Origin of the sequence: Neorhizobium galegae bv. orientalis str. HAMBI 540 (assembly GCF_000731315.1) — a bacterium.
Taxonomy (GTDB): Bacteria; Pseudomonadota; Alphaproteobacteria; order Rhizobiales; family Rhizobiaceae; genus Neorhizobium; species Neorhizobium galegae.
The window spans coordinates 3,225,905-3,251,665 of the sequence record NZ_HG938353.1; the positions used below are offsets into that span (position 1 = coordinate 3,225,905).

26 protein-coding genes are annotated in these 25,761 nt (G+C 61.6%); 7 read left to right on the forward strand and 19 right to left on the reverse strand.

What is annotated here, in order from left to right; all coding sequences use genetic code 11:
• Nucleotides 1-61 precede the first annotated feature (61 nt).
• From RG540_RS15970 to RG540_RS16005, 8 genes are all read right to left on the reverse strand, one after another.
• Nucleotides 62-1,654: an FGGY-family carbohydrate kinase gene (locus RG540_RS15970; protein ID WP_038589875.1), complete on the reverse strand. Its 1,593-nt coding sequence runs from the start codon at nt 1,652-1,654 to the stop codon at nt 62-64.
• A gap of 47 nt (nt 1,655-1,701) precedes the next feature.
• Nucleotides 1,702-2,412: an HAD family hydrolase gene (locus RG540_RS15975; RefSeq protein ID WP_407668910.1), complete on the reverse strand. Its 711-nt coding sequence runs from the start codon at nt 2,410-2,412 to the stop codon at nt 1,702-1,704.
• 12 nt (nt 2,413-2,424) lie between these two features.
• Nucleotides 2,425-3,906 (reverse strand): mannitol dehydrogenase family protein, encoded by a 1,482-nt coding sequence (locus RG540_RS15980; protein WP_038589881.1) that lies wholly within the window; start codon nt 3,904-3,906, stop codon nt 2,425-2,427.
• Nucleotides 3,907-3,929: 23 nt separating this feature from the next.
• A complete protein-coding gene (locus tag RG540_RS15985; protein WP_038589884.1) occupies nt 3,930-4,934 on the reverse strand; it encodes an ABC transporter ATP-binding protein in 1,005 nt (334 codons plus the stop codon).
• An 11-nt stretch (nt 4,935-4,945) separates the two neighbouring features.
• A complete protein-coding gene (locus RG540_RS15990) occupies nt 4,946-5,770 on the reverse strand; it encodes a carbohydrate ABC transporter permease (RefSeq protein WP_007760466.1) in 825 nt (274 codons plus the stop codon).
• 9 nt (nt 5,771-5,779) lie between these two features.
• Nucleotides 5,780-6,652, reverse strand: coding sequence for a carbohydrate ABC transporter permease (locus tag RG540_RS15995; protein WP_007760469.1), 873 nt, complete (start codon nt 6,650-6,652; stop codon nt 5,780-5,782).
• A 215-nt stretch (nt 6,653-6,867) separates the two neighbouring features.
• A complete protein-coding gene (locus RG540_RS16000) occupies nt 6,868-8,193 on the reverse strand; it encodes an ABC transporter substrate-binding protein (protein ID WP_038589887.1) in 1,326 nt (441 codons plus the stop codon).
• A gap of 146 nt (nt 8,194-8,339) precedes the next feature.
• Nucleotides 8,340-9,293: a sugar-binding transcriptional regulator gene (locus RG540_RS16005; protein WP_038589890.1), complete on the reverse strand. Its 954-nt coding sequence runs from the start codon at nt 9,291-9,293 to the stop codon at nt 8,340-8,342.
• A gap of 234 nt (nt 9,294-9,527) precedes the next feature.
• Here RG540_RS16005 and RG540_RS16010 point away from each other — a divergent pair, with 234 nt between their 5' ends.
• A complete protein-coding gene (locus RG540_RS16010; RefSeq protein WP_038593977.1) occupies nt 9,528-9,848 on the forward strand; it encodes a nucleotidyltransferase domain-containing protein in 321 nt (106 codons plus the stop codon).
• Nucleotides 9,835-10,353, forward strand: coding sequence for a hypothetical protein (locus RG540_RS31720; RefSeq protein ID WP_244446573.1), 519 nt, complete (start codon nt 9,835-9,837; stop codon nt 10,351-10,353). The genes RG540_RS16010 and RG540_RS31720 overlap by 14 nt, the downstream gene beginning before the upstream one ends.
• Nucleotides 10,354-10,418: 65 nt before the next feature.
• Here the strand turns inward: RG540_RS31720 and RG540_RS16015 are convergent, their stop codons facing one another.
• Nucleotides 10,419-12,266 carry an ABC transporter ATP-binding protein gene (locus tag RG540_RS16015; protein ID WP_038589894.1) on the reverse strand — a complete coding sequence of 616 codons (1,848 nt, stop codon included), beginning with the start codon at nt 12,264-12,266 and terminating at the stop codon, nt 10,419-10,421.
• A gap of 16 nt (nt 12,267-12,282) precedes the next feature.
• Entirely contained in the window at nt 12,283-13,446 is a 1,164-nt protein-coding gene (locus tag RG540_RS16020) for a M20 aminoacylase family protein (RefSeq protein WP_038589896.1), read from the reverse strand.
• 335 nt (nt 13,447-13,781) lie between these two features.
• On the opposite strand from RG540_RS16020, the gene RG540_RS16025 reads away from it, so the two are divergent.
• From RG540_RS16025 to RG540_RS16035, 3 genes are all read left to right on the forward strand, one after another.
• Nucleotides 13,782-15,491, forward strand: a complete 1,710-nt coding sequence (locus tag RG540_RS16025) for a peptide ABC transporter substrate-binding protein (protein WP_038589900.1) — start codon at nt 13,782-13,784, stop codon at nt 15,489-15,491.
• A 77-nt stretch (nt 15,492-15,568) separates the two neighbouring features.
• Nucleotides 15,569-16,579, forward strand: coding sequence for an ABC transporter permease (locus RG540_RS16030; RefSeq protein ID WP_038545492.1), 1,011 nt, complete (start codon nt 15,569-15,571; stop codon nt 16,577-16,579).
• Complete coding sequence (locus tag RG540_RS16035) at nt 16,572-17,498, forward strand: ABC transporter permease (RefSeq protein WP_038589903.1); 927 nt, start codon at nt 16,572-16,574, stop codon at nt 17,496-17,498. The genes RG540_RS16030 and RG540_RS16035 overlap by 8 nt, the downstream gene beginning before the upstream one ends.
• A 361-nt stretch (nt 17,499-17,859) precedes the next feature.
• Here the strand turns inward: RG540_RS16035 and RG540_RS16040 are convergent, their stop codons facing one another.
• The 3 genes from RG540_RS16040 to RG540_RS16050 form a co-directional block, all read right to left on the reverse strand.
• Nucleotides 17,860-18,861 carry a sensor histidine kinase gene (locus RG540_RS16040; RefSeq protein WP_038593979.1) on the reverse strand — a complete coding sequence of 334 codons (1,002 nt, stop codon included), beginning with the start codon at nt 18,859-18,861 and terminating at the stop codon, nt 17,860-17,862.
• 103 nt (nt 18,862-18,964) lie between these two features.
• The gene (locus tag RG540_RS31420; protein ID WP_007758228.1) at nt 18,965-19,129 is read right to left on the reverse strand and encodes a DUF1328 domain-containing protein; all 165 of its coding nucleotides are present in this window, start codon (nt 19,127-19,129) and stop codon (nt 18,965-18,967) included.
• Nucleotides 19,130-19,210: 81 nt separating this feature from the next.
• Entirely contained in the window at nt 19,211-20,005 is a 795-nt protein-coding gene (locus tag RG540_RS16050) for a response regulator (RefSeq protein ID WP_038589906.1), read from the reverse strand.
• A gap of 168 nt (nt 20,006-20,173) precedes the next feature.
• Between RG540_RS16050 and RG540_RS16055 the strand changes: the two genes are divergently transcribed.
• Both RG540_RS16055 and RG540_RS16060 read left to right on the forward strand, forming a co-directional pair.
• Nucleotides 20,174-20,356: a NepR family anti-sigma factor gene (locus RG540_RS16055; protein ID WP_037078171.1), complete on the forward strand. Its 183-nt coding sequence runs from the start codon at nt 20,174-20,176 to the stop codon at nt 20,354-20,356.
• The gene (locus RG540_RS16060; RefSeq protein ID WP_038589909.1) at nt 20,353-20,919 is read left to right on the forward strand and encodes an RNA polymerase sigma factor; all 567 of its coding nucleotides are present in this window, start codon (nt 20,353-20,355) and stop codon (nt 20,917-20,919) included. The genes RG540_RS16055 and RG540_RS16060 overlap by 4 nt, the downstream gene beginning before the upstream one ends.
• Before the next feature lie 26 nt (nt 20,920-20,945).
• On the opposite strand, the gene RG540_RS16065 is transcribed toward RG540_RS16060, so the two are convergent.
• The 6 genes from RG540_RS16065 to RG540_RS16090 form a co-directional block, all read right to left on the reverse strand.
• Nucleotides 20,946-21,248, reverse strand: coding sequence for a hypothetical protein (locus RG540_RS16065; protein ID WP_157884626.1), 303 nt, complete (start codon nt 21,246-21,248; stop codon nt 20,946-20,948).
• A 244-nt stretch (nt 21,249-21,492) separates the two neighbouring features.
• Nucleotides 21,493-21,948, reverse strand: coding sequence for a hypothetical protein (locus RG540_RS16070; protein ID WP_051909458.1), 456 nt, complete (start codon nt 21,946-21,948; stop codon nt 21,493-21,495).
• Entirely contained in the window at nt 21,948-22,295 is a 348-nt protein-coding gene (locus tag RG540_RS16075) for a DUF883 family protein (protein WP_038593985.1), read from the reverse strand. The genes RG540_RS16070 and RG540_RS16075 overlap by 1 nt, the downstream gene beginning before the upstream one ends.
• Before the next feature lie 220 nt (nt 22,296-22,515).
• A complete protein-coding gene (locus RG540_RS16080) occupies nt 22,516-23,910 on the reverse strand; it encodes an amidase (RefSeq protein ID WP_038589914.1) in 1,395 nt (464 codons plus the stop codon).
• A gap of 21 nt (nt 23,911-23,931) precedes the next feature.
• Nucleotides 23,932-24,750: an ABC transporter permease gene (locus RG540_RS16085; RefSeq protein WP_038589917.1), complete on the reverse strand. Its 819-nt coding sequence runs from the start codon at nt 24,748-24,750 to the stop codon at nt 23,932-23,934.
• The gene (locus RG540_RS16090; protein WP_038589921.1) at nt 24,747-25,697 is read right to left on the reverse strand and encodes an ABC transporter permease; all 951 of its coding nucleotides are present in this window, start codon (nt 25,695-25,697) and stop codon (nt 24,747-24,749) included. The genes RG540_RS16085 and RG540_RS16090 overlap by 4 nt, the downstream gene beginning before the upstream one ends.
• Nucleotides 25,698-25,761: the final 64 nt, after the last annotated feature.

The following is a 25,761-nucleotide window of genomic DNA, read 5'->3' on the forward strand; positions in this document are numbered from 1 at the left end:
AACCCCAAATACGCTGGAACGGCCGTGGAAGCGCCGGGTGGTGCAACGCCGCGTTGGCCCCCTACGCCATTCCCCGCAACTCATCCCGATGCCGGACCATCGCCAGGAACCGCCGGTAATCCAGACCGTATTGCTCGGCCCGTGTCGGGTCCGGCAGCCACTCCGTCCCGCCGGCATCCATTGCCTGGCCCGCTTCGAACAGCGAACCAAACATCCCGCCGGCAACAGCGGCAGCCATCGCCGTGCCGAGCAGCACCGCGTCGCGGTTTTCCGGGATCACCACCTTGCGGCCGGTGACGTCGGCGTAGAGTTCCACCAGCAGCGGGTTGTTGACGTGGCCGCCGGTGACATGGAGGGTTTCGAAGCGGTAGCCGTAGCCCGAAAGCGCATCAAGAATGTGCCTGATGCCAAGGGCAATCGAGACGCAGGTGCGCCAGTAGAGCCGGCAGAGGCCGTCGAAGGAGGTGTCCAGCGTCAGCCCGCTGATGACGCCGGTCGCGTGCGGGTCGGCAAGCGGCGAGCGGTTGCCGTGGAAATCCGGCAGGACGTGGAGGTTCGGGGCGATATCGCCCTCGGTCTCGGTGCGCAGCTCGCCGACGCGGGCGATGATGCGGCCATGCAGCTCCGCCGTCGGTTCGCCGCCGGCCGCGTGCATCAGCACGATATGGTCGAGCAACGCGCCCGCCGCCGACTGGCCGCCTTCGACCAGCCAATGGCCCGGCAGGATCGCCTCGTAATAGGGTCCCCAGAGGCTGCGGCCAGGTTTGGAATCCCTGGTGAAGGCGACGATGCAGCTCGACGTGCCGCCGATCAACGCCACGCTGGTTTCGAGCTTCGAGCCTTCGGACACGCCGCCGGAAACCCCGCCGAGGACGCCAAAGGCGCCCGCATAGGCGTCGATCATGCCAGGAGCCACCTGCACCTGGCTATCGAGGCAAAGCTCTTCGGCTGCCCTGCGGCTGAGGCTTCCCAAACTTGTCCCAACGCCGATCGTCTCGTCCGGCAGTCCGCCCTTTTCGAGCAGGTCTTCGAGGCCGGCGAGCGCCAGATAATCGGCGCTCCAGCCGGGATTTTCGTGGGCGAGATAGTTCCATTTGGCGGTCAGCGTGCAGCGGGAACGGGCGAGCGAGCCGGTAGCCTTCCAGGTGAGGAAATCGGCAAGATCGAAGAAATAACCCGCCTTCGCCCAGCTTTCCGGCAAATGCTGCTTCAGCCACATCAGCTTCGGCATTTCCATCTCCGGCGACAGCGAGCCACCGGAAAATTCCAGCACCTTATGGCCGGTGGCGGAAAGCTGCTCGGCTTGTTTGATCGCCCGATGGTCGAGCCAGACGATGGTGTCCTGGTTGACCTTGCCGGTCGTGGAAACCGTAAGTGGCCTGCCCTCGCGGTCGCGGGCGACGAGCGAACAGGTGGCATCGAAACCGATCGCGGCGATACGGTCCGCGGCGATCCCGGTCTCCGCCATCGCCTCCCTTACCGCGCGGCAGGTGGCGGCCCAGATGTCCTCGGAATCATGCTCGGCGTGATTTTGTTTGGGACGGAACATCGCGATCGGATGTTTCGCCTTGGCAAGCAGCCGCCCGCCGCGATCAAAGACGCCGGCGCGGGCGCTGCCGGTGCCGATATCGACCGCAACGAGGTGATCACGCATCCGGATTTGTTTCCTGTCCCTGTCGCCCGGCAGTTTCAAGGATCGCGCTAAAGCGTGGTCGAAGAAACGGAGCCGTTGCGACCCTCCATATGTTTTTGGACAAGGTGGATCAAATCCGGCATCGCGTCAAACACGACTTCCGGCGAAAGCATATCGATCCGCTCCCGGTAACCGGGAACCGAGGCATGCGAACCGCCGACGAAGGCGAAGACCGACATGCCGGCGCTGTGGCCCGCCTCGATGCCGGCGGGGCTGTCCTCGATGACGATACAGTCTTTGGGATCGGCGCCCATTTCGCTTGCCGCATGCAGGAAGAGATCCGGCGCCGGCTTGCCACGCTTGACCATGGCGGCGGAAAAGATGTTCGGCTCCAGCTTGTCGATCAGGCCGGTCAGCGTCAACGACAGGCGGATGCGCTCCGGTTGGCTGGACGAGGCGACGCAACGGCGAAAACTCAAGGCATCCAACGCTTCGGTTATGCCAGGCATCGGCTGCAATTCGGCGCGGAACCGGGCATAGAGATCGCGGCGCATGTCTTCGAGAAACGTATCGTCGGCCTCGATGCCGAATTCCTCGCGCATCGTCTTGGTGACGGTGCCGAGGCTGCGGCCGAGGAAGCGACGATAGGCCTCCGCCGCATCCATCTCGACGCCCTTGCGGCGCAACGCATCGACAAGCACGCGCACGGAGACGGGTTCGCTATCGACGAGAACCCCGTCGCAATCAAAGATCACCAGTGGTCCCGCCGCCTGTTGCACATCCATTCCCCGCTATTTGACCAGTTTGCCGCCGAGATAAAGCTCGAGCGTCTTTGCCGTCCCCTGCTCCCAGAGCGTCTTCAGCGAATGCGCAAAGCGGGTGCGGAACAGCTCGGATTTCGCAACGTCACCAAAAATATCGCCGAGCGCAAGGAAGGCGTCCGGGTTATCCTTAGCTTTCAGCGCGGCGGCGTTCAGGCGGTCGGCGCTGGCGTCGTTGAAGACGATCTCCTTGCCGCTGTCGGAGGTGCCGGCGAAATAGCGGCACCACAGCGCCGAGACCAGCGACAGGCCGATGATGTCCTGTCCCTTGGCGAGCCGGTCGGCGGTCGAGGGCAGGATGAATTTCGGCTGGCGGTTGGAACCGTCCTGCGCCAACCGAGGGATCGTGTCGCCGATCTTGGGGTTTGAGAAGCGTCGCTCGATCAGCTTGTAGTAGTCGATGAGGTTGGTATTCGGCACCGGCGGGATGACCGGAATGATCTCGTCCTTCTCCAATTTTTCGAGGAAGCCGCGGATCAGCTTATGCTCCATCGCCTCGTGCACGAAATGGATGTCGAGAAGGGCGGCCGGATAGGCGATCGCCGCATGGCCGCCGTTGAGGATGCGCAGCTTCATCAGCTCATAGGGCGCCACGTCGGGCACAAACTGGACGCCGACCTCTTCCAGCCGAGGCCGGCCGGCGGGGAACTTGTCCTCCATCACCCACTGCTTGAATTCTTCGCAGAACACCGGCCAGTTGTCGTCAATGCCGAAATCGTTTTTGAGGATATCGATCTCGCGGCTACCCGTCGCCGGCGTGATGCGGTCGACCATCGAGCTCGGGAACGCGACGTTCTCGTGGATCCAGCGGGCGAAGTCAGGGTCGGAAAGCTTGGCGAGCCCGATGACGGCGTTCTCCGTCACCTCGCCGTTTCCGGGAATGTTGTCGCAGGACATGATGGTGAACGGGGCGATCCCCCGCGCCTTGCGCTCCTTGAGGCCGGCGAGGATCAGGCCGAAAACGGTCTTCGGGTTCTGCGGGTTCCGACCGTCCTCGGCAATCGCCGGGTGGGCGGGGCTGAATCGGCCGGAAGCGTCGATGAAATAGCCGCCTTCGGTGATCGTCATCGAAACGATACGGATCTTCGGGTCTGCCAATGTCTCGATTACGGTCGCGACGTCGCCAGGAGCGATGATGTCGATCATCGGCGCGGTCACGCGGGCGGCGGTCCTGTTATTATCCTGCTCGACGACGGTGGTCAGAAAATCCTGGGCCTTCAGCTTGTCACGCATGGCGCCATCAGATGGCATCACGCCGGCGCCGACGATCGCCCAGTCATGCGCCTTGCCAGTATTGAACAGGTCGTCGAGATAGATTGCCTGGTGGGCGCGATGGAAATTGCCGACGCCGAAATGCAAGATGCCGGCAGTCAGGCTCTTCGGATCATAGGCCGGCACGGCGGCGGTGGCCGCAGCGTCACTCAAGCTCGCCAGCGAAAGCTTCACAGTCATTGTCTTTACTCCGATATGGCCCGTCAGGCCTTCAGGGCGAGGCCCTTGTCGTCGAACCGATGGAGCTTGGCCTCATCGGGCGTCATGTAGACCGTGTCACCGTGATAGGCGCCGAACTCCCCGTCGCAGCGCGCAGTGATCTGGCCGATGCCGTCGACATCGAGATGCAGGAACGTGTCGGCGCCGAGATGTTCGGCGACCTTCACGGTGCCGCGCCAGATGCCGTTGTCCTTCGAAAGGTTCAAGTGTTCCGGCCGGATGCCGGCGGTCTTGGCATTCTTCGACTGCGCATAGGCGCCGTCGACGAAATTCATGTGCGGCGAACCGATGAAGCCGGCAACGAACAGGTTGCGCGGGCTCTTGTAGAGTTCGAGCGGCGAACCGACCTGCTCGATATTGCCGCGGTTCAGCACCACGATCTTGTCGGCCATGGTCATTGCTTCGACCTGGTCGTGGGTGACATAGACCATCGTCGTCTTGAGCTGGTGGTGCAGGTCGCTGATCTCCAGACGCATCGTGCCGCGCAGTGCGGCGTCGAGGTTGGAAAGCGGCTCGTCGAACAGGAAGGCCGAGGGTTCGCGCACGATCGCCCGGCCGATCGCGACGCGCTGGCGCTGGCCACCGGAAAGCTGCGAGGGGCGCCGTTCCAGATAGTCGGTGAGGTTGAGGACGCGGGCCGCATCCGTCACCTTCTTGTCGATCGCGGATTTCTCCATCTTCGCCATCTTCAGCGGAAAGGCGATGTTGTTGCGCACGCTCATATGCGGATAGAGCGCGTAGGACTGGAACACCATGGCAAGGCCGCGCTCGGCGGGGGCTGCCTGGGTGACGTCCTTGCCGTCGATCAGGATTTGGCCGCCGGACACGTCTTCCAGGCCGGCGATCAGGCGCAGCAGGGTGGACTTGCCGCAACCCGAGGGACCGACGAAAACGACGAATTCGCCGTCATTGATTTCGAGGTCGATCGACGGAATGACCTTGGCCTCGCCGAACACTTTCGACACTTTTTGGAGCGTGATGCTGCCCATGTCCGTTTTCCTTACTTAACCGCGCCAAACGTGAGGCCGCGAACGAGTTGTTTCTGTGAGAACCATCCGAGGATGAGGATCGGCGCGATTGCCATGGTCGAGGCGGCCGAGAGTTTTGCCCAGAACAGGCCTTGCGGGCTGGAGAACGAGGCGATGAAGGCCGTCAGCGGCGCCGCATTGGTGGTCGACAGCCGGATCGTCCAGAACGACTCGTTCCAGGCAAGGATGATGTTGAGGAGCAGCGTCGAGGCAATGCCCGGCACCGCCATCGGCGTCAGCACGTAGACGATCTCCTGCCAGAGCCCCGCTCCGTCCATCCGCGACGCTTCCAGGATCTCGCCGGGGATTTCGCGGAAGTAGGTATAAAGCATCCACACCACGATCGGCAGGTTGATCAGCGTCAGCATCACCGTCAGACCGATGCGGCTGTCGAGCAGGCCGAAATCGCGGAACAGAAGATAGATCGGCACCAGAACCGCGACCGCCGGCATCATCTTGGTGGAAAGCATCCACATCAGGATGTCCTTGGTCCGCTTGGTCGGCGAGAACGCCATCGCCCAGGCGGACGGGATCGCGATGATCAGCGCCAGGATGGTGGAGCCGACCGACAGGATCACCGAATTCATGAACGGCTTCAGGTAATCGCGCTGGGTCTGGACGGTAATGTAGTTCTCGAACGTGCCGGACGGCCACAGGCTGAAACCCGCGATCGCTTCCGGCTCCGTCTTGATGCTGGTGATGATCGTATAGAGGATCGGGAAGAAGATAATCAGCGCGACGATCCAAGCGGCGACCGTGGCGGTGATCTTGTGTCTTGTCGTAACGTTGCGTGCCATGATCTTCTCCTACCGGTCCAGGTTCTTGCCGACGGCGCGCATCAGGAAGAAGGCGACGATATTGGCGAGCACGACTGCGATAATGCCGCCTGCCGAGGCGCCGCCGACGTCATAGCCGAGGAGCGCCGTGCGGTAGATCAGGAAGGCGAGGTTGGTGGAGGCGTAACCGGGGCCGCCATTGGTGGTGACCAGGATTTCCGCATAGACGCCGAGCAGGAAGATCGTCTGGATGAGGATGACGACCGTGATCGACCGCGCGAGATGCGGCACCACCAGGTAGATGAAGCGGTTGAGGAAGTTGGCGCCGTCCATCTCGGCCGCTTCCTTCTGTTCCCCGTCGAGCGACTGCAGCGCGGTCAGCAGGATGAGTGTTGCGAACGGCAGCCACTGCCAGGCAACGATGATGACGATCGAAAACAGCGGATATTGCGCGAACCAGTCGATCGGCCGTAGCCCGAAGAATTTCGAGATGTCGGCAAATACCCCGTAGCTCGGGTTCATGATCATGTTCTTCCACACCAGCGCCGCAACCGGCGGCATGACGAAGAAAGGCGAGATGATCAGGATGCGGACGATGCCTTGCCCGAAGATGGGCTGGTCGAGGAGGAGCGCGATGGCGATCCCGCCGATGACGGTGATCAAGAGCACGCCGCCGACGATGACCAGCGTGTTCCAGATCGACTGGAAGAAGGCGGGGTCAGTATAGAAGAACTGGTAGTTGAAGAGACCCGTGAAGCTGACATTGGACGGATCGAGCAGATTGTAGTTCTGGAACGAGAACCACAGCGTCATCGCCAGTGGCACGATCATCCAGATGAGAAGAAGCAGAACGGAGGGCGCCATCATCAGGCGCGCCAACGTCTTGGTATTTTGCGTTGCCATATCAGACGCCCTCCCGTGGAACGTAGTCGTTCCAGTTATCCCGCGCCTTTTTCTTTGGGGAAGGAGACGGACGCAGGATGCAGGTTCTTGTTGTTATCTGGTTGTTACCGGATTGCCTTGCCTGATCACCGACCCGCCCACATCTTCAAGGCGGGTGATCTCGGCCAAGATCCGGCTGCCCGGCGCAGGATGCCGGACAGCCGTGGCTCTGGAGGTTACTTCGGATAACCGGCGCGCTTCATTTCGCGCGCCGTAGCCGTCTGGGCCTGGGCAAGCGCATCGGCGACCGTGGACTGGCCGGCGACGACCGCCGAGAACAGCTGGCCGATATTCGTTCCGATCGCCTGGAATTCAGGGATCGCCACGAACTGGCCGCCGGTATAGGGCACCGGCTTGACGGTCGGCTTGGTGATGTCGGCGGCGTTCATCGCGGCAAGCGTCGGAACCGCGAAGGCAGCAGCCTTCTTGTAGTCCTCGTTGTTATAGAGCGAGGTGCGGGTGCCCGGAGGAACGTTGGCCCAGCCCTCCTTGGAGGCGACGAGCTGGGTATATTCCTTGCTGGTTGCCCAGGAGATGAACTTCTGCGCCGAGTCAGCCTTTTTCGAGGAGTTCGGAACAGCAAGGTTCCAAGACCACAGCCAGTTGCCGTGGTTCTTCATCTCTCCCTTCACCGGGAAGAGGGCGTAACCCACCTTGTCGGCAACCTTGGAATCCTTCGGGTTGGAGACGAAGGAGGCAGCCACGGTGGCATCCATCCACATGCCGCATTTGCCCTGCTGGAACAGCGTCAGGTTTTCGTTGAAGCCGTTCGAGGAAGCGCCCGACGGGCCGGCATCCTTCATCAGGTCCACATAGAACTGCAGCGCAGCCTTCCATTCCGGCTGGTCGAACTGCGGGGCCCACTTTTCGTCGAACCAGCGGCCGCCAAACGAATTGGTAAGCGCCGTGATGAACGCCATGTTCTCGCCCCAGCCGGCCTTGCCGCGCAGGCAGATGCCGTTCACGTCGGTCTTGCGGTCGGTGATCTTGCGAGCCGCATCGCCGATGAATTCCCAGGTCGGGTTTTCCGGCATCTTGAGGCCGGCCTTCTCGAACAGGTCCTTGCGATACATGATCATCGCCGACTCGCCGTAGAACGGCGCAGCATAAAGCTTGCCGTTGACCGTCAGACCGCCCTTGATCGCCGGCAGGATGTCGTTGGTGTCGTACTTGTCGCCAAGCTTGTTCAGCTCGAGCAGCCAGCCCTGCTTGGCCCAGATCGGAACTTCGTAATTGCCGATCGTCAGGATGTCGTATTGACCGCCCTTGGTGGCGATGTCGGTGGTGACGCGCTCGCGCAGCACGTTTTCTTCAAGCGTGACCCAGTTGATCTGGATATCCGGGTTCGCCTTGGTGAACTCGGAGGTCAGGCCCTGCATGCGGACCATGTCGCCGTTGTTGACAGTCGCGATGGTGAGGGTTTCAGCCGAAGCCGCGGTGGAGAAAAGGCCGGCAAGCGCCAGCGCCGAGCAGGCGCCCAGCAAAATCGTCTTCAATGTCATATCTTCCTCCCAGAAGATGAGTAACGAGCATTCGCTTTGCTCATGGGCAATTACTCGTTAAACGGCGTAAAAAGTCAATCGCCATTCGTCGCTGCAGCGCAGCAGACAAAGGTCATGTCGTTGATCTGGTTATGGATAATTTTTGCTCAGCGACCGAGCAATTGCTCTGCAGTCGCTTCATCGGTGATCACACCGTTGATGATATTGCCCTTGAGCGCGGCGGAAATCGCCTGGAATTTCTTGCGCCCCAGCGCCAGTCCGATGACGGAGGAGGTCTCCCGCGAAGGGATCGGTACACTGGCGACGCGGTCGTTGATGGAATTGGCGAGAAGCTTGCCCTGGTTGTCATACACCCAGCCGCAGATCTCGCCGGCAGCGCCTTCCCGGACGAGTTTCTGCATTTCCTCCTTGGCCAGGAAGCCGTCGACGCAGAGCGGGCCATCCGGCCCGAGTTCGCCGATGCCGACGAAGGTAACATCCGCCTGCGCGCCGAGCTCGAGCGTCGAGCGCACTAGCGCCTGGTCGTGCAGGGTTTCGCGCTCTTCGGCCGAGGAACAGAGAACCGGCAGCGGCATAGGAAAATGCCGCGCCTTGATTGCGTCCGCCATCGAGAAGATGACGTTATAGAAGGCGGCCGATCCGTCCGGCCCGATATTGCCGGTCAGCGACACGATCCGGTGCTGCGGACATTCCATCGGCGGCAGCTGATCGACGGCGGCTTTCAGCGTGCGGCCCGTGCCGACCGCGATGACGATCGGGTCCGGCCGCTTCAGCCAGCGCTCGATTTCGGCCGCCCCGGCTTCGGCAATCCCGACTGTGCTGGAACTCCCTGCCGGATCGCTCGGCACCACTTCGACATGTTTGAGATCGTATTTCTTGCGCAACGCCTCGGCGAGTTCCAGGCAGGCGGCGATCGGATGGTCGAGGCGCACCTTGATCAGCCGTTCGGCAACCGCGAGCGACACTAGCCGCTGCGCCGATTGCCGCGAAATGCTCATGGCCGCGGCGATCTCGTCCTGGGTCCGCCCCGCGACGTAATAGAGCCAGCCGGCCCGCGCCGCATCGTCGAGCCGCCCTTGCGTATCAGACCGTTTTGCCATGGCAGAAATTCTCCTCCACCTGTTGCTGCCATGGTTTCGGATGGTCTGTCAAACGGCCGGAAGAACCACATGGTAGGTATTAGGAGAGGAATTGTTGCATCATCAAAATCCATAGCGGCCGCATTGCGCCTGCATCGTCGCCGCGTCTACCCACGGGTGACCGTTGCGCTGCCTTTGAGCCCGCTGAGAAATGATATAGGCTGAAGAAGAATGGTAATAGCCGGGAACTCGTGCATGAACCGGATGGAAGCGCTGATCGAACGTCGAGCGGAAACGCGACATAAAACCGCGTCGGCTCGTGCTGAACGCATACTTGAAGATGCCCGCAAGCACGGTGTCGAGATGCGCATCATCGGCTCCTTGGCGAAGCGCAGTTTTCATTTACATTCTGATGTCGACCTCCTGGTGAGCGGCCCGGTCGACCCTGCGCGCAGACTTTTTATCGAACGACTCGTCGCTGGTCACATGCGAGGGACAGATATTCCCTACGATCTGATCTTCGAGGCCGATATGACCGCCGGCAGGGTACAGGAGCTTCTAGATGGCTGCGTTTAGCCTTCCGGCTTTTTCACGCTTGTCACCAAAGATCGCGCGCGCGGAACGGGAGCTGGAACAGCTCGAAATCTTTTTCGCGCGACATTCCCAGGAGGTTTCCGATAGAGAATGGGGCGCACTGTCAGCCATCTCATTGGGTATCCATAACGTCTATAACGGCATTGAGGACAGTCTTCTGAGCCTGGCACGGGACGTGGACGCTCTCGTTCCCAGCGGACCGACAATGCATCAGGACGTTCCAGATGTCGGCCGAAATCGACGGCATACGGCCGTCCGCTATCGACACGGAGCTATACGAATCTCTGACGGAAGTGAAAGCCTTCCGCCATCTCGTCGGCACCGATACGGGTTCGACCTGAAAGCCGACAAGGTGATCGAGAACCTGGATCGAATTCGGGAAGCATTTCCATCATTCGTGGATGCCGTTGTCCGGCTGGAAAAAACGATGGCCGCTGAAGATACGGATGACGACGGCGATGGAACAGCCGGCACCCCTGGTCGGTAACCCGCACGATCCGGATCGTGCGGGGTTTGATGTCACGAGCACAAGCTCTCAACCGCCTCGATGTGCTACGCCACCTGCACCACATGCCCCGCGGAAACCTCCCGATACTCCCGCTTTGGCGGCACGTAGTTGACCGGGCGGATCGGGCTCTTGATCTCGTCGGTCGACATGTTGCGCTTGATCCGCCGGCGGGACGGATCCGGGACCGGCACGGCCGACATCAGCTTCTTCGTATAAGGATGCTGCGGGTTCTCGAACACTGCCGCCCGCGGGCCGATTTCGACGATCTCGCCGAGATACATCACAGCGACCCGATGGCTGACACGCTCGACGACGGCCATGTCGTGGCTGATGAACAGGAAGGCGAGATTGAGGCTCTGCTGCAGGTCGAGGAGCAGGTTGCAGACCTGCGCCTTGATCGACACGTCGAGAGCTGAAACCGCCTCGTCCGCGACGATGATCTTCGGGTCGAGCATCAAGGCGCGGGCGATCGCGATGCGCTGGCGCTGGCCGCCGGAAAACTCGTGCGGGAAACGCTTCATCATGTCGGCGGAAAGGCCGACCTTCTCCATCAGGCTCGCTGCCTTGTCGCGGGCCTGTTGCTTGGTGCCGAGGCTGTGCTCGACATAGGGCTCCATGACAGCCGAACCGACGCTCATGCGCGGGTTCAATGAGGCGAACGGATCCTGGAAGACCATCTGGATCGACCGGCGCATCTGGCGCAGCGTCGGCTGGTCGAGCTTCATGACCTCATAACCATCGAGAGTGACCTCGCCGCTGGTCGGCGTGATCAGGCGGGTGACCGATCGGCCGGTGGTCGACTTGCCGCAGCCCGATTCGCCGACGAGCGACAGGGTCTCGCCCGGGAACAGATCGAAGGAGACCTTTTCGACCGCATGGACCGCCCCGGACTTGCGACCAAACAGGCCGGAATGGATGTCGAACCGGGTGGTCAGGTCCTTGACGTCGAGGATCGGCGTCTTGCCCTTGCCGACCGTGTCGGTGACGTCGGCAAGCGGCATCTGCTCGCCGGTCTTGATATCGACGATCGGGAAGCGGAGCGGAAGCTTGCGCTCGCCCATCGAGCCGAGACGCGGCACGGCGGAGAGAAGTGCACGGGTATAGGGATGCTGGCCGCGGTGAAAGATGTCGCCGGTCTCGCCCGTCTCCACCGCATCGCCGCGATACATGACGATGGTGCGGTCGGCGACTTCGGCCACCACGCCCATGTCGTGGGTGATGAAGAGGACCGACATGCCCTCCTCTTCCTGCAGCACCTTGATGAGGTCGAGGATCTGGCCCTGAATGGTGACGTCGAGCGCGGTGGTCGGCTCGTCGGCGATCAGCAACTTAGGTCTCGCCGCCAGTGCCATGGCGATCATAACGCGCTGGCGCATGCCGCCGGAAAACTGGTGCGGATATTCGTCGAAACGCGACGAGGCGTTGGGGATACGCACCTTTTCGAGCAGGCGGATGACTTCCTTCTTCGCATCGGCATTGCTGATGTCGGTATGGACCGTCAGCGCCTCGGCGATCTGCTTGCCAATTGGAAAAATTGGGTTGAGCGAGGTCATCGGCTCCTGGAAGATCATCGAGATGTCTTTGCCGCGCACGCGGCGCATCTGCTCTTCCTGCAGCGACAGCAATTCGCGGCCGTTGAGGAAGACCTGGCCTTCGATCCTGCTCGAATTCTTCGGCAGCAGCCGCATGATCGACAGCGAAGTGACGCTCTTGCCCGAGCCCGATTCGCCGACGATCGCCACCGTCTCGCGCGGCGCCACGTCGAACGAGATGTTGCGCACCACGGTGCGCCATTCGTCGTTCACCCGGAACGAGGTGGAAAGATTGCGGACAGACAGGACCGGGGTTACCGAACCACCGCCCTGCTCCATGGAAGTGCCGGAAAGCAGCATGGAAATCTCCTTCGGATCAGGCGGCGAGCGCGGTTTCGGCGAGCGTGACCCAATAGCTGACGCCAAAGGGAATTGCCTCGTCGTTGAAGTCGTAGGCAGCGTTGTGGAGGTTGGCGGTATCGCCGTTGCCGATGAAGATGAAGGCGCCGGGGCGCTTCTCCAGCATGTAGGAAAAATCCTCCGCGCCCATATGCGGCGCCATGCCGGTCTGCACCGACTTGGGACCGGCGACCTTGGCCGCGATCTCGATGGCAAAATCCGTCTCGTTGTCGTGGTTGAAGGTGACCGGATAACCGCGGCGATACATGACATCAGCCGTCGCGCCATGGGCGATCGCGGTTGATTGAGCCACTTCGCTCAGACGCTTCTCCGCAAAATCGCGAGTTTCCGGCAGCAGGGTGCGCACCGTGCCGGTCATCTTGACATAGGCCGGAATAACGTTGCTCGCCTCGCCGCCGTGGATCGAGGCGACAGTGACGACCAGCGACTTCAGGGGGTCGGTCTCGCGCGAAACGATGGACTGCAGCGCCAGCACGATATGTGAGGACACCAGGATCGGATCGATCGAATTGTGCGGCTGCGCGGCATGGCTGCCGCGGCCGTGGATGGTGATTTCGAACGTGTCGGCCGCCGCCATGATGCCGCCCTTGCGGGTGGAGAAACTGCCGACCGGAAGCCGCGGCTCGTTATGCATGCCGTAGACTTCCTTGATGCCGAACTTCTCCATCATGCCGTCGTTGATCATCGCCAGCGCGCCCGCGCCGCCCTCCTCCGCCGGCTGGAAGATCAGCGCGACCGAACCTTTGAAATTGCGAGTCTCGGCAAGGTATTGCGCAGCACCCAGCAGCATGGCGGTGTGGCCGTCATGACCGCAGGAATGCGCCTTGCCGGGCGTCTTGGACGCCCAGGGTTTGCCGGAGGTCTCGAGGATCGGCAGCGCGTCCATATCGGCGCGGAAACCAATGACCGGACCATCGCCCTGGCTGCCCTTGATGATTGCGACGACGCCGGTTCTGCCGATGCCGGTCTCGACGACGTCGCAGCCGAAGGCCCGCAGTTTTTCGGCGACGAATTTCGAGGTCTCGTGGACGTCGTAGAGCAGCTCAGGATTCTCGTGCAGATGGCGCCGCCATTCAGCGACCTGATCCTGCATTTCGGCGACGCGATTGATGACCGGCATAGTGATAACCCCGTTGTTTTTTTCATATTTCCACTCTGCCAAGGGTGGATGTCGGGCGGATATTGCGACGCGAAGACACGATTTTGCAAGCTTCAATTTTCCGGCTTGAACGGAAAATAGGCCTATGCTTAGATGGCTCAAAATTTGATCATGCTCGCCAAAAGCGGCAGGATGTAACTTGTTCTTAAGGTAGTTTCGGAGGAGGAACCGACAGGAAATACGCTGCGAAGTCAATAAGTTGAGGAAGGCGACTTCGCAGTCCCGAGGCACAAAAAGCCGGCTCGACCGGCAGGCCCAACCACAACTCATAAGAGAACGACAAGGGGAATAGCAGCATGAAAAACCTCAAACTTCTTTTGGCCGGCACAGTCGCCGCCCTCACCTTCGCCGGCGCCGCCGCGCATGCCGAACGGGGCACGGACGGAGATCTGAAGATCCTGTTCTGGCAGGCCGTTTCGACGATGAACCCCTACCTCTCCGGCGGCACCAAGGAAGTCTACGCGTCCTCGATGGTCATCGAGCCGCTCGCCCGCTACGACGAGAAGGGTGGTCTCGTGCCGATGCTGGTCACCGAGATTCCGACCGTCGAGAACGGCGGCGTCGCCAAGGACCTGCTCAGCATGACCTGGAAGATCAAGCCGGGCGTCAAATGGTCGGACGGCACGCCTTTTACGGCTGACGACGTCATCTTCACCTGGAAATACTGCATCGCGCCGGACGGCGGTTGCGCCCAGGCCGCCCAGTACGAGGGCGTCAAAAGCGTCGAGGCTCCGGATCCGCAGACGATCAAGATCACCTTTACCGAACCGAAGCCCTATCCCTACAGCGCTTTCGTCGGCGCCCAGTCGCCGGTCATCCAGAAGAAGCAGTTCGAAAACTGCGTCGGCGCCAAGGCTCCGGGCTGCACCTCGGCCAACTTCGGCCCGATCGGCACCGGTCCGTTCGTCGTCAAGGAATTCAAGCCGAACGACGTCATCACGCTGACCGCCAACACCAATTATCGCGATGCGGCAAAGCCTGCCTTCGCAACCGTGACCCTCAAGGGCGGCGGCGACGCTGCGTCGGCGGCCCGCGCCGTGCTCGAAACCGGCGAATACGATTATGCCTGGAACATGCAGGTAGAGCCGGAAATCCTCGCCAAGATGGTCGCCGCCGGCAAGGGCAAGCTGGAAACGGCATTCGGCACCCAGGTCGAACGTATCAACCTCAACCACTACAATGCCGATCCGTCGCTTGGCGCAAAACGCTCCACCAAGGACGCCGGCCCGCATCCTTCGCTGTCCGATCCGGCAGTCCGCCGCGCGCTTTCGCTCGCCATCGACCGCGACATCATCGTCGAGGCAGGATACGGCGCAGCCGGCAAGGCGACTTGTAACATCGTGCCCGCGCCAGCCGCCGTCGCTTCCACCAAGAACGACAGCTGGTGCCTGAAGCAGGATCTTGCGGCCGCCAACAAGCTGCTTGACGACGCCGGCTGGAAGAAAGGCCCGGATGGCATCCGCGCCAAGAACGGCGTGAAGCTCTCCTACCTCTACTCGACCTCCACCAACTCGGTTCGCCAGGCGACCCAGGAACTGGTGAAGGACATGTGGTCGCAGATTGGCGTCGGTGCCGAACTGCGCAACGCCAGCGCCTCGGTCTTCTTCGGCGGCGATCCGGCAAGCCCCGACACCTTCCAGAAGTTCTATGCCGACGTCGAAATGTACACCAACAACTTCGACGGCACCGATCCGGAAAAGTATCTCGCAGAGTGGCTGTGCGACAAGGTTCCCGGCCCGGCGAACGGCTGGCAGGGCCAGAACATCCCGCGTTACTGCAACCCGGCCTATGACAAGCTGCTCGGCGAACTTTCGAAGACCGCCGAGCTCGACAAGCGCGCAACACTTGCCAAGCAGCTCAACGACATGCTGACCGAGGAAGGCGCGCATATCCCGCTCGTCCACCGCGGTAGCGTCTCCTCGCATTCTCTCAAGCTCGCCGGCGTGAAGATGAACGCCTGGGATAGCGAGCTGTGGAACGTCGCCGACTGGTCGCGCACGAAGTGATGCCGATCACCGGGCCTGCCCTTGCGGCAGGCCCGGTGCCCGCATTTTCTTCTCCGCGCTAGTCTGGAGACTTATTGATGTTCACCTACACCTTGCGACGATTGCTCTTCGCAATCCCGACGCTGCTGATCATCAGCTTCGTCATTTTCGCGCTACTCGATCTTGCCCCCAACGATCCGACCGGCGACCTGCCGTTGACGATCCCGCCGGAGGTCCGCGAACAGATCCGCGCATCGCTCGGCCTCGATCAGCCATTCTTCTTCCGCTACCTCTACTGGCTGCAGCAATTCTTCATCAACGAACCTCTCAACATCCTCGAACGCCTGACCGGCTGGCAATTCGGCGATGGCACCCGCATGCGGGTGCTGTCCTGGGCGACCCGCAGCCCGGTGGTCGACCTGATCGTCCAGCGCCTGCCCCAGACGCTATGGGTCGTTGGTCTCGCCTACGTGTTCGGGGTGATGATCGCCGTTCCGATCGGCGTCATCTCCGCCTACAAGCAGTACTCGATCTTCGACCAGATCGGCACGTTCCTGTCGATGGTCGGATACTCGGTGCCGACCTTCTTCACCGGCGTGCTGCTGGTCGTCATCTTCTCCTCCTGGCTGCAATGGTTCCCGTCGGTCTATGACACCAACCTGGTCGTCAACGACTTCTCGAGCTTCCTGCAGCAGATCAAGCAGATGGCCTTGCCGGTCACCGTTCTGTCGCTTTTCAACGCCTCGCAGATCACCCGTTTCGTGCGGGCCTCGATGCTCGACAACCTGCACCAGGACTATGTACGCACCGCGCGTGCCAAGGGCGTCAAGGAAAAGTCGGTTCTGCTCATCCATGTGCTGCGCAACAGCCTGATCCCGGTCGTCACCGTGATCGCGCTCGGCGTGCCGACGATCTTTTCGGGCGCCATCATCACCGAGCAGATCTTTCGCGTGAACGGGCTTGGCCAATTGCTGATCATCGCGGTTCAGGGCGCCGATATCCCACTCGTCCAGACCCTGACCTTCATCTTCGCGGTGCTGATCGTGCTCTTCAACCTCATCGCCGACGTGCTTTACGGCATTCTTGACCCGAGGATCCGTTATGACTGATGCGACGCTTACAACCGCCCCGCCCGCCAAGGCGGCAACTCCCACCAGGTCGGCGCTCGCGGATATCTGGCGTCAGTTCCGTTCCCACAAGGGCGGAGTAGTCGGATTGATCGTGTTCACGTTCATCGTGCTGGCGGTGTTCGTAGGCCCGTATATCCACCGGGTGGCCCCGAACGCCATCAATATCCGCGACAAGAACCAATGGCCCTCCTGGGCACATCCGTTCGGCACCGATAACCTCGGCAAGGACATGCTTGCCCAGGTGCTCGCCGGCGGCCGCATCTCGCTTGCGGTCGGTATTACGGCGATGCTGCTGGCGCTTTTCCTCGGAACCCTGGTGGGGGTAGTCTCCGGCTATATCCGCAGGCTCGACGGTCCGCTGATGCGCGTCACCGACCTGTTCCTGGCCCTGCCGCTCCTGCCGCTGCTGCTCGTCATCCTGATGCTGTTTCGCGATACCTTGCGGGCGGCATTCGGACCGGAGACCGGCATCTTCATCCTGATCGTCTTCGTGATCGGAATCACCAGCTGGATGCACACCGCCCGTATCGTGCGCGGCGATGTGCTGGCCGTCAAAAGCCAGGAATTCATCCTGGCGGCGAAGGCGAGCGGCATGCGGGAGTATCGCATCATCCTCAGGCACATCCTGCCAAACGTGCTGAGCTCGATCATGGTTTCGGCGACATTGGGCATCGCTTCGGCGATCATCACGGAATCGGCGTTGAGCTTCCTGGGCCTCGGCTTTCCTTCGGATTTCCCGACCTGGGGACGGCTGTTGTTCGACGGCGCCAACTTCCTGCAGTTGACACCCTCGCGCGTGCTCTGGCCGGGCCTGGCGATCTCGCTGACTGTACTCAGCGTCAACTACATGGGCGATGCGATCCGCGACGCGCTCGATCCGAGAGCGCTGAAACACTGAGCCCGCCACACGGGCCCGATCGGAATGGCGGCTGCAAAGCCGCCATTCTTCACTCACCAGCCCAAAAAAAAGACCGCTGAAAAAAATTCAAAAAAGTTTGGAACTGCTGGAACCTATTCCCGAGGCGCCCGTTATGTGAGTGTTCGAAGGCGACCCCCCCGTCCCCCGCCCTACAAAGCCTTCGGACATACTCTTCAATCCCCCTCGAAGAGACGAACTGGCTCGGCTCCGTCAACCGGAACCGGGCCAGCTCAGTTTTGTGGGGTATGGTGAGTAATGGCGCTGCGAGCGAGCTTTTCGCAAAGGCTCACGTCGCGGGGGCCATCAATGAGCTGGAAAGCTACTCACCAACGACTATCCTTCAATCCCCGCCGCTCTCCAGCGGGAATACCAGCCGATAGCTGATGCGGTCGCTGGAGATGACATATTGCGCCTTGCCGTTGACCGAGGCGGGCACGACGCGTTCCAGCACGGTGCTGCCGAAATGCGCCTTCAGCGAGTCCTCGGTATCTTCGGAGCTCCGGCTGGCATCCAGCACTTCGTCCCAGATCATCTCGAGCGAGTCATGGCCGTTGAGGTGCATGCGGGTGCAGGTGACGTTGATCACCCGGCCGCTGCGCAAAAGCGAACCGTGGCTGACCGCGTTGACGATCAGCTCGTGCAGCGCCAGCCCGATATGCAGCGAGGCGTTCGGCGTCAGAAGGATGTTGTCCCCGTGGACGCGCACGAGATGCTTGTTCTCGGGCAGGTACTTTTCCGTCTGCTGCTGCACCAGTTCGAAAAAATAGGCGCCGCGCCAGCTGGAATCGGTGATCAGGTCCTGGCTCTGCGAGAGTGAATAAAGCCGCCCCCGGAACTTGTGCAAAAACAGTTCCAGCGAGCCTGAATAACGGGCCGTCTGCAGCGCAATACTCTGGATGATGGCGAGTAGGTTCTTGGAACGGTGGCTGACCTCGCGCAGCAGCGCACGCAGCAGCCGCTCGCGATGACGTTCCTCGGAACGGTCGATGATGGTGGTGACGAAATGCAGGCCGCCATTGGAAAATTCCACCGTCTGGACGCGGAACTCGTAGATCTGCTCGGTGCCGATGGTAATCTCGATATGGCCTTTGCGACCCGCTTCCGTCATGCCGTCTTTGAGGGTCGCGAGCTTTGCCCCGACCTCGTCGCCGAACAGGCTGACATCGGTGGGTGTCCTGACATGCTCGACCGCCCAGACCTCCGGAAGATGAGTGACGAAGAGATAATTGCGGCCTGCGTCCTGGATCATGATGCTGGCGCCGAGATCCACCAGCGCCGGCATGAAAAATTCGCGTAACTTGTCATCACTCTGACCAGCCTGCTGCCATGTCAGGGGATTCACCAAGTTACTCACTCCGTCTGCGGGCTTGCTGGGGAAACCGGGCACCTGCTGCGCGCAGAAACACCTGGATTTATGAGTATGATTATCCGACTTTTATAGGACGTCAAACACGCCGGAACAACCCGACCACCAGCGATATCAGCAACAGTGCGAGAAACAGGAAAAACAGGAGCTGCGCGAGGCCGGTTGCCGTTCCTGCAATGCCACTGAAGCCGAGCGCACCGGTGAAGATCGCGACGAGCAGGCAGACAAGAGCATAATACAACATGGGCTTTCCTCTTCGGATGCGCCAGAACGCTACCCGTTGCATTTTGTTCCGGCCTGCTCCGCTCGCCCGCCGCCCATGGGATCAAGCGGCGGCCTTTACGGCTTCGTTGAAGAACAGCGCCTGGCTGATCAACGCCTTCACCATGTCCGGGTTGAACGGCTTGGTAACGAGGAAGGCCGGTTCCGGGCGTTCGCCGGTCAGAAGCCGCTCCGGGAAGGCGGTAATGAAGATCACCGGCACGCTCGAAGACTTCAAAATTTCGTTGACCGCGTCGATACCGGAGCTGCCGTCGGCGAGCTGGATATCGGCGAGCACCATTTTCGGGTGCGAGGACTGGAAGAGCGACACCGCTTCCTTATGGGTGCGGGCGATGCCGGTGACGCGGTGGCCGAGATCCTGCACCATCTGTTCGATGTCGAGCGCGATCAGCGGCTCATCCTCGATAATCATGATGTCGGTCGCGACCTGCCGCGAGATTTCCCGCGTCGCATCGTCGAGCAGACGGTTCACTTCAGCGGCGCTGACATCCAGGACTTCCGCGGCTTCATCGATGCTGAAACCCTCCACCGAGACAAGCAGGAATGCATGCCGCGACTGGGAGGGAAGCATCGAGAGATTGGCCGCCGCGCGCTGCTCCCAGGCAAACGGCGATTCGATCGGGCGAATCTCGATGTTCGTGGAACCAAAAATTGTAACAAAGAGTTTATAGAGCGAAACACGGTCCTTGGACGTTTCGGGGAATATCGAAACGTCTGCGATCAAAGCTTCCAGGACCGCGGCAACATAGGCGTCTCCCGAGGTCTGTGATCCGGTGACGGCGCGAGCATACCGACGCAGATATGGAAGGTGAGACGCAACGCGTGTGGTGAGTGACATACAAAATCTCCCTCGGTGCCCGGTGGGCAATTGACCTGTTATGAACGTGGGCCTTGAAAAAAAGTTCCGCAAGAGTGGAACTTTTTTTGCCGCCAGGAATTCCTTTGCCCGACGATATCGCAACAGGCTGCCCGCGTGATGAGTGACGACAACAGAAAAAAAGAAGAGATGACAGCAATCCAATCCCAAGAAGTCCGACCCGGAGCGGTGCCGCCGAATGCATCCATATCCCGCAAGTTACGGGACTTCTACGACGCGGTACAGGAAGAAGGGATTCCGGATCGTTTTCTCGATCTTCTCGAGCGCCTGGAACAGGCTGAGAAGAACGCCAAACCGGTGAACGCAAAATGAGTAAGGAAGACGAGATCGACGATCGCGGCTTCAAGCGCGACCTTCTCGCGTCGCTGCCCAATCTGCGTGCCTTCGCGGTATCCCTGACAGGCCGGCACGACAAGGCGGACGACCTTGTGCAGGATACAATCATGAAAGCCTGGGCCAACCAGACCAGCTTCACCGCCGGCACCAACATGCGGGCATGGCTGTTCACCATCCTGCGCAACGAATTCTACAGCCAGATGCGCAAGCGCGGACGCGAGGTGCAGGATAGCGACGGCCTGTTCAGCGAGCGTTTCTCGGTCCATCCGGAACAGTACGGCAGGCTCGACCTGCAGGATTTCCGCAAGGCGCTCGACAAGCTGCCCGACGATCAGCGCGAAGCGATCATCCTCGTGGGTGCTGCCGGTTTCGCCTATGAGGAGGCGGCAGCGATCTGCGGCTGCGCCGTTGGCACCATCAAGAGCCGCGTCAGCCGCGCCCGCGCCCGCCTGCAGGAGCTGCTGGGCGTTTCCGGCGAGGGCGACTACGGCCCCGATGCAGGCGATGCCGCGATCACCTCACGTGCTTTTGGCAGCTGATCCTGAAAAATCTGAGGAAACGCCGCTCACAACTGGGCGGCGTTCTTGACGGCTTCAACGAGGTGGTGGTCGTTGAACGGTTTGGCGACGACGGTTATTCCGTCCCAGCCCTTCAGACCATCCATGTCCTCGACGTTGAGCGTGGTGAACACCAGACCCGGGCCTGAAGCTCTCAGCCGAAGCCCAGCCTCTCCACCAATCAGCCCTGAATCGATGACGATAACGTCAAACCAACCGCTTTCCAGTTCCACGATATAGGTGTGTGGCGTGGCGACCTTGACCTCGCAGGCAAGCGCCTCGGTGAGCACGGTCTCCACTTCCATGGCCACCAAGAATTCCCGATCGACAACGAGGATTCGCAACAATTAAGTCCGCCCGAGATTCGACAACGAAATTCGGCTAGACCATCGAAAGAACGCCCGGTCATTTACAAAAGACACAGGGCGGTCGCAAACCGCCTGCTATTGTTCGCGAAGCCCGCTTTCGTCGAGAGCAGGCCCCAGCACAACGCGGAATACGGCCGCCCGCGCGAGGCAGGCGGCCGTTGATAGGTCGGGCGGCCGAAAAATCCGCTTATTCGGCCGGCTCGGAATATCGGCGGTTCGAAGTGCTCATGGACTTCGCCGCGAGGAAGCCAAGACCGCCGACCACCGCGACGAGCAGCAGCGGACGTGATTTGACCAGCAGCGGCAATGCCGTCAGAGCCGCCGTCATCATCAACGCCTTGGAACTGTTGGAGGCCGCGGCTTCCCGCTTGCGGCGCTGTTCGGCGCCGTTGGCGATGACCACGCAGAGATACAGGATCAATGCCAGCAAGAGCGCACCGCCGGCGACTGCAAGCAGCGCGATCGGCGGTCCCCAGATGCCGGCGAGATAGACGGCAAGCGCCGCCACCGCCAGCCCATAGGCCGTCAGCAGGAAAAGCAACACGAAAGCATAGAAGATCGCGTTTCTTTTGAGCTTGCGCGTCAACGCCGCGATGTCCATCGCGGCGAGCGAAGCCAAAAGGGGGCCAAGGCCTGTCATCATCAGCGACGCGTCAGCAGCGCGAAGAGGAATCCGACCCCGGCGGCGATGGCGACGGCCTGGATAGGGTTGGTGCGGATCTGGCGTTCCAGATCCTTTTCCATCGACAGGGCCTGGTCGCGGGCGGCTTCCACCATCTGCATCGAAGCATCTGCAGCGTCGTTGGCGACCCGGCGGGCCTTGCCCTTGTATTCGCTGGCTTTGTCGTTGCCGACGGCGGCAACGCTGCGGGCGAGCGCTGCGATATCGTCCCGAAGCTGCTGGATCTGGGCTTCGACATCCTTGCTGGCTGCCGAGTTCTGGCCGGTGCCATTGCGGGTGAAGTCGGTCGTTGGGTTGGCTGCGGGCATATCGATCTCCTGTTTTGCGAACCTTAGAGGACGCGAGCCGCGGAAGGCTTTGCGCGGAATCAAACGGCTTCAGAAACGTGGAACGGGATCGGTCTCCCGAGCGAGCGACGCACGTTACCCGCTTCACGCTTCCTGTCGCCGCCGGTGAACGCAGCAACAGCGCGATTGTTCCCCAGCGCGGTTGCACCCAGGCGGAAATAGCCGGAAAGGTTCGGAGGAGTCAGGCGGCCGGCGGCTCCGGCCAGGCCGAAATGCCCCCGGTCCATTGCTCGAAGGCCCTGGAGAGTTTCAGCACCAGCAGGTCGTCATAGCGCGGGCCGACGATCTGCAGGCCTATCGGCATGCCGGTTTTCGAAAAGCCGCAATTGATCGACGAGGCCGGTTGTTCCGACATGTTCCACGGCACGGTGAAACCGATATGTTCGAAGGGCAAAGCCGGATCATTGGTGGGCGAGGCCCACTCCGCCGGATAGGAGACGATCGGATTGGTCGGCGAGATCACCGCGTCGACGGTCGTGAACAGCCGTCCACAGGCCTTGCGCATCTCGATCGTCTGGTTAAAGCCGCGCACCGCTTCGATACCGGAAATGTAAGTGCCGCCTTCCGCCCATTGGTAGATATAGGGCAGGATCAGCGCCCGGCGCTCTTCCGGCATTTTCTCGATATCGCCCCAGAACCGCGAGCGCCAGAAACTGTCGAGCCCGTCGAGCATGATGCGGTTCATGACCGGTTCGACGGGAATGATGATCGCCCCAGCCTCCTCAAAGCGCTTGGCGGCGGCCACGACCGCATCGCGGACGTCGTCCTCGACTGCAAGGCCGATGCCGGCATCGAGCATCAGGCCGATCTTCATCCCCTTCACGTCGATATCGAAATTAAGCCAGTCGAAATCGTTGGGCGGCAGCGAGGTGCCGTCACGCCAGTCCGGACGCGACAGCGTCGCCATGGAAAAGGCCGCATCTTCGACCGTGCGGGTCATCGGCCCCGCGCAACGGCCGACATAATAGGGATCGACCGGGATACGGCCCTGGCTCGGCTTAAAACCGAACAGCCCCGTCCAGCCTGCCGGCAGGCGCACAGAGCCGCCGATATCCGTGCCGATATGCAACGGGCCAAAACCGGCGGCGCCGGCGGCCGCCGCGCCGGCGCTCGATCCGCCGGGGTTCTGGGTCAGATCCCAAGGATTGCGGCTGAGGTGATGGAAGCTCGACAGGCCAGACGAGAGCATGCCGTAATCCGGGCACGTGGTCTTGGCAAAGATCACTGCGCCATCTTCGCGGCAGCGCGCGGCGATCGGTGCGTCTTCGGCGGCAGGCACCAGTTCGACGGCCGCCGTGCCGAGCGGCACCGGCTGCCCCTTGGTGGCGATCAACTCCTTCAGCGTCACCGGAATGCCGTCGAGCGGCCCAAACGTCGCGCCCTTCATCCAGCGATCGGTGGAGGCTGCGGCCTGCGCCCGGGCGCTCTCGGGATCGTAGAGATAGAGCGCCTGCACATGCGGCTCGAAGGCGGCGACGCGATCCTCGACCGCCAGCCAGTATTCCGAGGGCGAGAGCTTCCTGGCCGAATAAAGGTCGAGCAGCTTGCGGATCGTCAATTTCAAGAGGTCATTCATGGCAATATCTTCGTTTCGAAATCAGGAATTGTCGCGGGGATCGAGAAGGTCTCGCAGGCCGTCGCCGAGCATGTTGAGGCCAAGCACGGCGAGCGCGATCGCCAGCCCCGGCATCAGCGCCAGCCAGGGCGCCTGGCCGAGAAAAGTCTGCGCATCGGCCAGCATCCGCCCCCAGGTGGGCGTTGGCGGCGGCATGCCGAGGCCGAGGAACGAGAGGCCTGCCTCGGTGAGGATCGCGAGGCCGAGCTGGATCGTCACCTGCACGATGATCTGGTTGGCGATGTTCGGCAGCACATGCACGAGTGTGATTTTGCTTTTCGGCCGGCCCATGCTGACGGCGGCGGTAACATAATCCCGCGTCCATACCTGCAGGGCAGCGCCGAGCGCGAGCCGCGCAAAAACCGGCACCATGAACACGCCGATGGCGAAGATCGCCGTGAACCGGCCCGATCCGATGAAGGCGCCGAGCATCATCGCCGAGAGGATTGGGGGAACGGCGAAGACGATGTCGCAGCCGCGCATGACGACGAGTTCCAGCCAGCCTCGCCGCATGGCGACGACGACGCCGACCGCGGTGCCGACGCTTGCGCCAAGAAGTACGGCAAGGATGGAGGTCGACAGCGAGTTCCAGGCGCCAACCATCAGCATCGAGGCAACGTCGCGGCCGAACTGGTCGGTGCCGAGAAGGCCGAAATCGAGCGGGGCCTTGAGTTTGTGGACGATGTTCATCTTGGTGGGCAGAAACGGCGTCCAGACGAGCGACAGCAGCGCCACGGCAAACAACGCGAGCGTGATGACGAGCCCGATGAGAAAGACGGGGCGGCGAAGGACCTTGATCATTGGGCGCCGGCCCTCAGACGCGGATCGACCACCAGATAGGCAAGATCCACCAGGAAATTCATCAGGATCACCAGGGCAGAGAAGAACAGCACGACATCCTGCATGACGATGATGTCGCGCTGGGAGAGTGCCTGATAGGCAAGCCGCCCGAGGCCCGGCAGGTTGAAGACGTTCTCGACCAGCACCGCACCGGCGATCAGGAAGGTGAATTGCAGGCCGAGCATGGTGAACACCGGCACCAGCGCATTCGGCACCGCATGCCGCCAGATGGCGACGCCCTCGCTCAGGCCCTTGGCGCGGGCGGTGCGCACAAAGTCCTCATTCATCACCTCCAGCACCGCAGCCCGCGCCACCCGCGTCAGCACGCCGGCCTGCGGCAGGGCGAGCGCCACGGCCGGCAGGAGGAGCGCCTTGAGGCCGGCAAGAAACCCTGCGTCCCAGCCGGGAAATCCGCCCGCCGGCATCCAGCCAAGCATGGTGGAAAACAGGATGATCAGCAGCAGCCCGACCCAGAAGGCCGGCACCGCAATGCTGATATAGGAGAACAGGCCGGCGACGAAATCGAAGAGCCCGTTGTGCTTGCGCGCCGCCTGAACGCCGAGAGGAATGGCAATCGCCACCGACAGAAAGATCGCAATCAACGCCAGCGGCAAGGTGACGATGAGCCGCTCGCCAATCAGCCCCGCGACCGGCACGCCATAGGTATAGGACTGCCCGAGATCGACCCGGAAGACCCCGGCGAGCCAGGCGAGGTAACGCACGGGGAGCGGCTGGTCGAGACCCAATTGTTTCTGGAGTGCGGCAAGCGTTTCCGGGCTCGCCGAGGTGCCGAGCATGATCGCCGCCGGATCGCCGGGCAGCAGGTCCATGACGGTGAAGATCAGCAGCGAGACGATGAGCAGCGTCACGGCAAGGCTCAAGGTTCGGCGAATGAGGATGGAGATCATGAGTGAGGCTCCATGCCGGTGCCGCAGGCTCCCGCTGATCTCCCCCCTTGAGGGCGAGATGTCA

What these genes read in the sequence shown, in the direction of transcription:
- RG540_RS16080 (WP_038589914.1), bottom strand. Translation starts at nt 23,910, where the DNA reads ATGAATGACCTCTTGAAATTGACGATCCGCAAGCTGCTCGACCTTTAT.
- RG540_RS16000 (WP_038589887.1), bottom strand. Translation starts at nt 8,193, where the DNA reads ATGACATTGAAGACGATTTTGCTGGGCGCCTGCTCGGCGCTGGCGCTT.
- RG540_RS16090 (WP_038589921.1), bottom strand. Translation starts at nt 25,697, where the DNA reads ATGATCTCCATCCTCATTCGCCGAACCTTGAGCCTTGCCGTGACGCTG.
- RG540_RS16070 (WP_051909458.1), bottom strand. Translation starts at nt 21,948, where the DNA reads ATGATGACAGGCCTTGGCCCCCTTTTGGCTTCGCTCGCCGCGATGGAC.
- RG540_RS16075 (WP_038593985.1), bottom strand. Translation starts at nt 22,295, where the DNA reads ATGCCCGCAGCCAACCCAACGACCGACTTCACCCGCAATGGCACCGGC.
- RG540_RS15995 (WP_007760469.1), bottom strand. Translation starts at nt 6,652, where the DNA reads ATGGCAACGCAAAATACCAAGACGTTGGCGCGCCTGATGATGGCGCCC.
- RG540_RS15990 (WP_007760466.1), bottom strand. Translation starts at nt 5,770, where the DNA reads ATGGCACGCAACGTTACGACAAGACACAAGATCACCGCCACGGTCGCC.
- RG540_RS16005 (WP_038589890.1), bottom strand. Translation starts at nt 9,293, where the DNA reads ATGGCAAAACGGTCTGATACGCAAGGGCGGCTCGACGATGCGGCGCGG.
- RG540_RS16020 (WP_038589896.1), bottom strand. Translation starts at nt 13,446, where the DNA reads ATGCCGGTCATCAATCGCGTCGCCGAAATGCAGGATCAGGTCGCTGAA.
- RG540_RS15985 (WP_038589884.1), bottom strand. Translation starts at nt 4,934, where the DNA reads ATGGGCAGCATCACGCTCCAAAAAGTGTCGAAAGTGTTCGGCGAGGCC.
- RG540_RS16035 (WP_038589903.1), top strand. Translation starts at nt 16,572, where the DNA reads ATGACTGATGCGACGCTTACAACCGCCCCGCCCGCCAAGGCGGCAACT.
- RG540_RS16010 (WP_038593977.1), top strand. Translation starts at nt 9,528, where the DNA reads ATGAACCGGATGGAAGCGCTGATCGAACGTCGAGCGGAAACGCGACAT.
- RG540_RS16085 (WP_038589917.1), bottom strand. Translation starts at nt 24,750, where the DNA reads ATGATCAAGGTCCTTCGCCGCCCCGTCTTTCTCATCGGGCTCGTCATC.
- RG540_RS16060 (WP_038589909.1), top strand. Translation starts at nt 20,353, where the DNA reads ATGAGTAAGGAAGACGAGATCGACGATCGCGGCTTCAAGCGCGACCTT.
- RG540_RS31420 (WP_007758228.1), bottom strand. Translation starts at nt 19,129, where the DNA reads ATGTTGTATTATGCTCTTGTCTGCCTGCTCGTCGCGATCTTCACCGGT.
- RG540_RS15970 (WP_038589875.1), bottom strand. Translation starts at nt 1,654, where the DNA reads ATGCGTGATCACCTCGTTGCGGTCGATATCGGCACCGGCAGCGCCCGC.
- RG540_RS16055 (WP_037078171.1), top strand. Translation starts at nt 20,174, where the DNA reads ATGACAGCAATCCAATCCCAAGAAGTCCGACCCGGAGCGGTGCCGCCG.
- RG540_RS16050 (WP_038589906.1), bottom strand. Translation starts at nt 20,005, where the DNA reads ATGTCACTCACCACACGCGTTGCGTCTCACCTTCCATATCTGCGTCGG.
- RG540_RS16015 (WP_038589894.1), bottom strand. Translation starts at nt 12,266, where the DNA reads ATGCTGCTTTCCGGCACTTCCATGGAGCAGGGCGGTGGTTCGGTAACC.
- RG540_RS16030 (WP_038545492.1), top strand. Translation starts at nt 15,569, where the DNA reads ATGTTCACCTACACCTTGCGACGATTGCTCTTCGCAATCCCGACGCTG.
- RG540_RS31720 (WP_244446573.1), top strand. Translation starts at nt 9,835, where the DNA reads ATGGCTGCGTTTAGCCTTCCGGCTTTTTCACGCTTGTCACCAAAGATC.
- RG540_RS16025 (WP_038589900.1), top strand. Translation starts at nt 13,782, where the DNA reads ATGAAAAACCTCAAACTTCTTTTGGCCGGCACAGTCGCCGCCCTCACC.
- RG540_RS15980 (WP_038589881.1), bottom strand. Translation starts at nt 3,906, where the DNA reads ATGACTGTGAAGCTTTCGCTGGCGAGCTTGAGTGACGCTGCGGCCACC.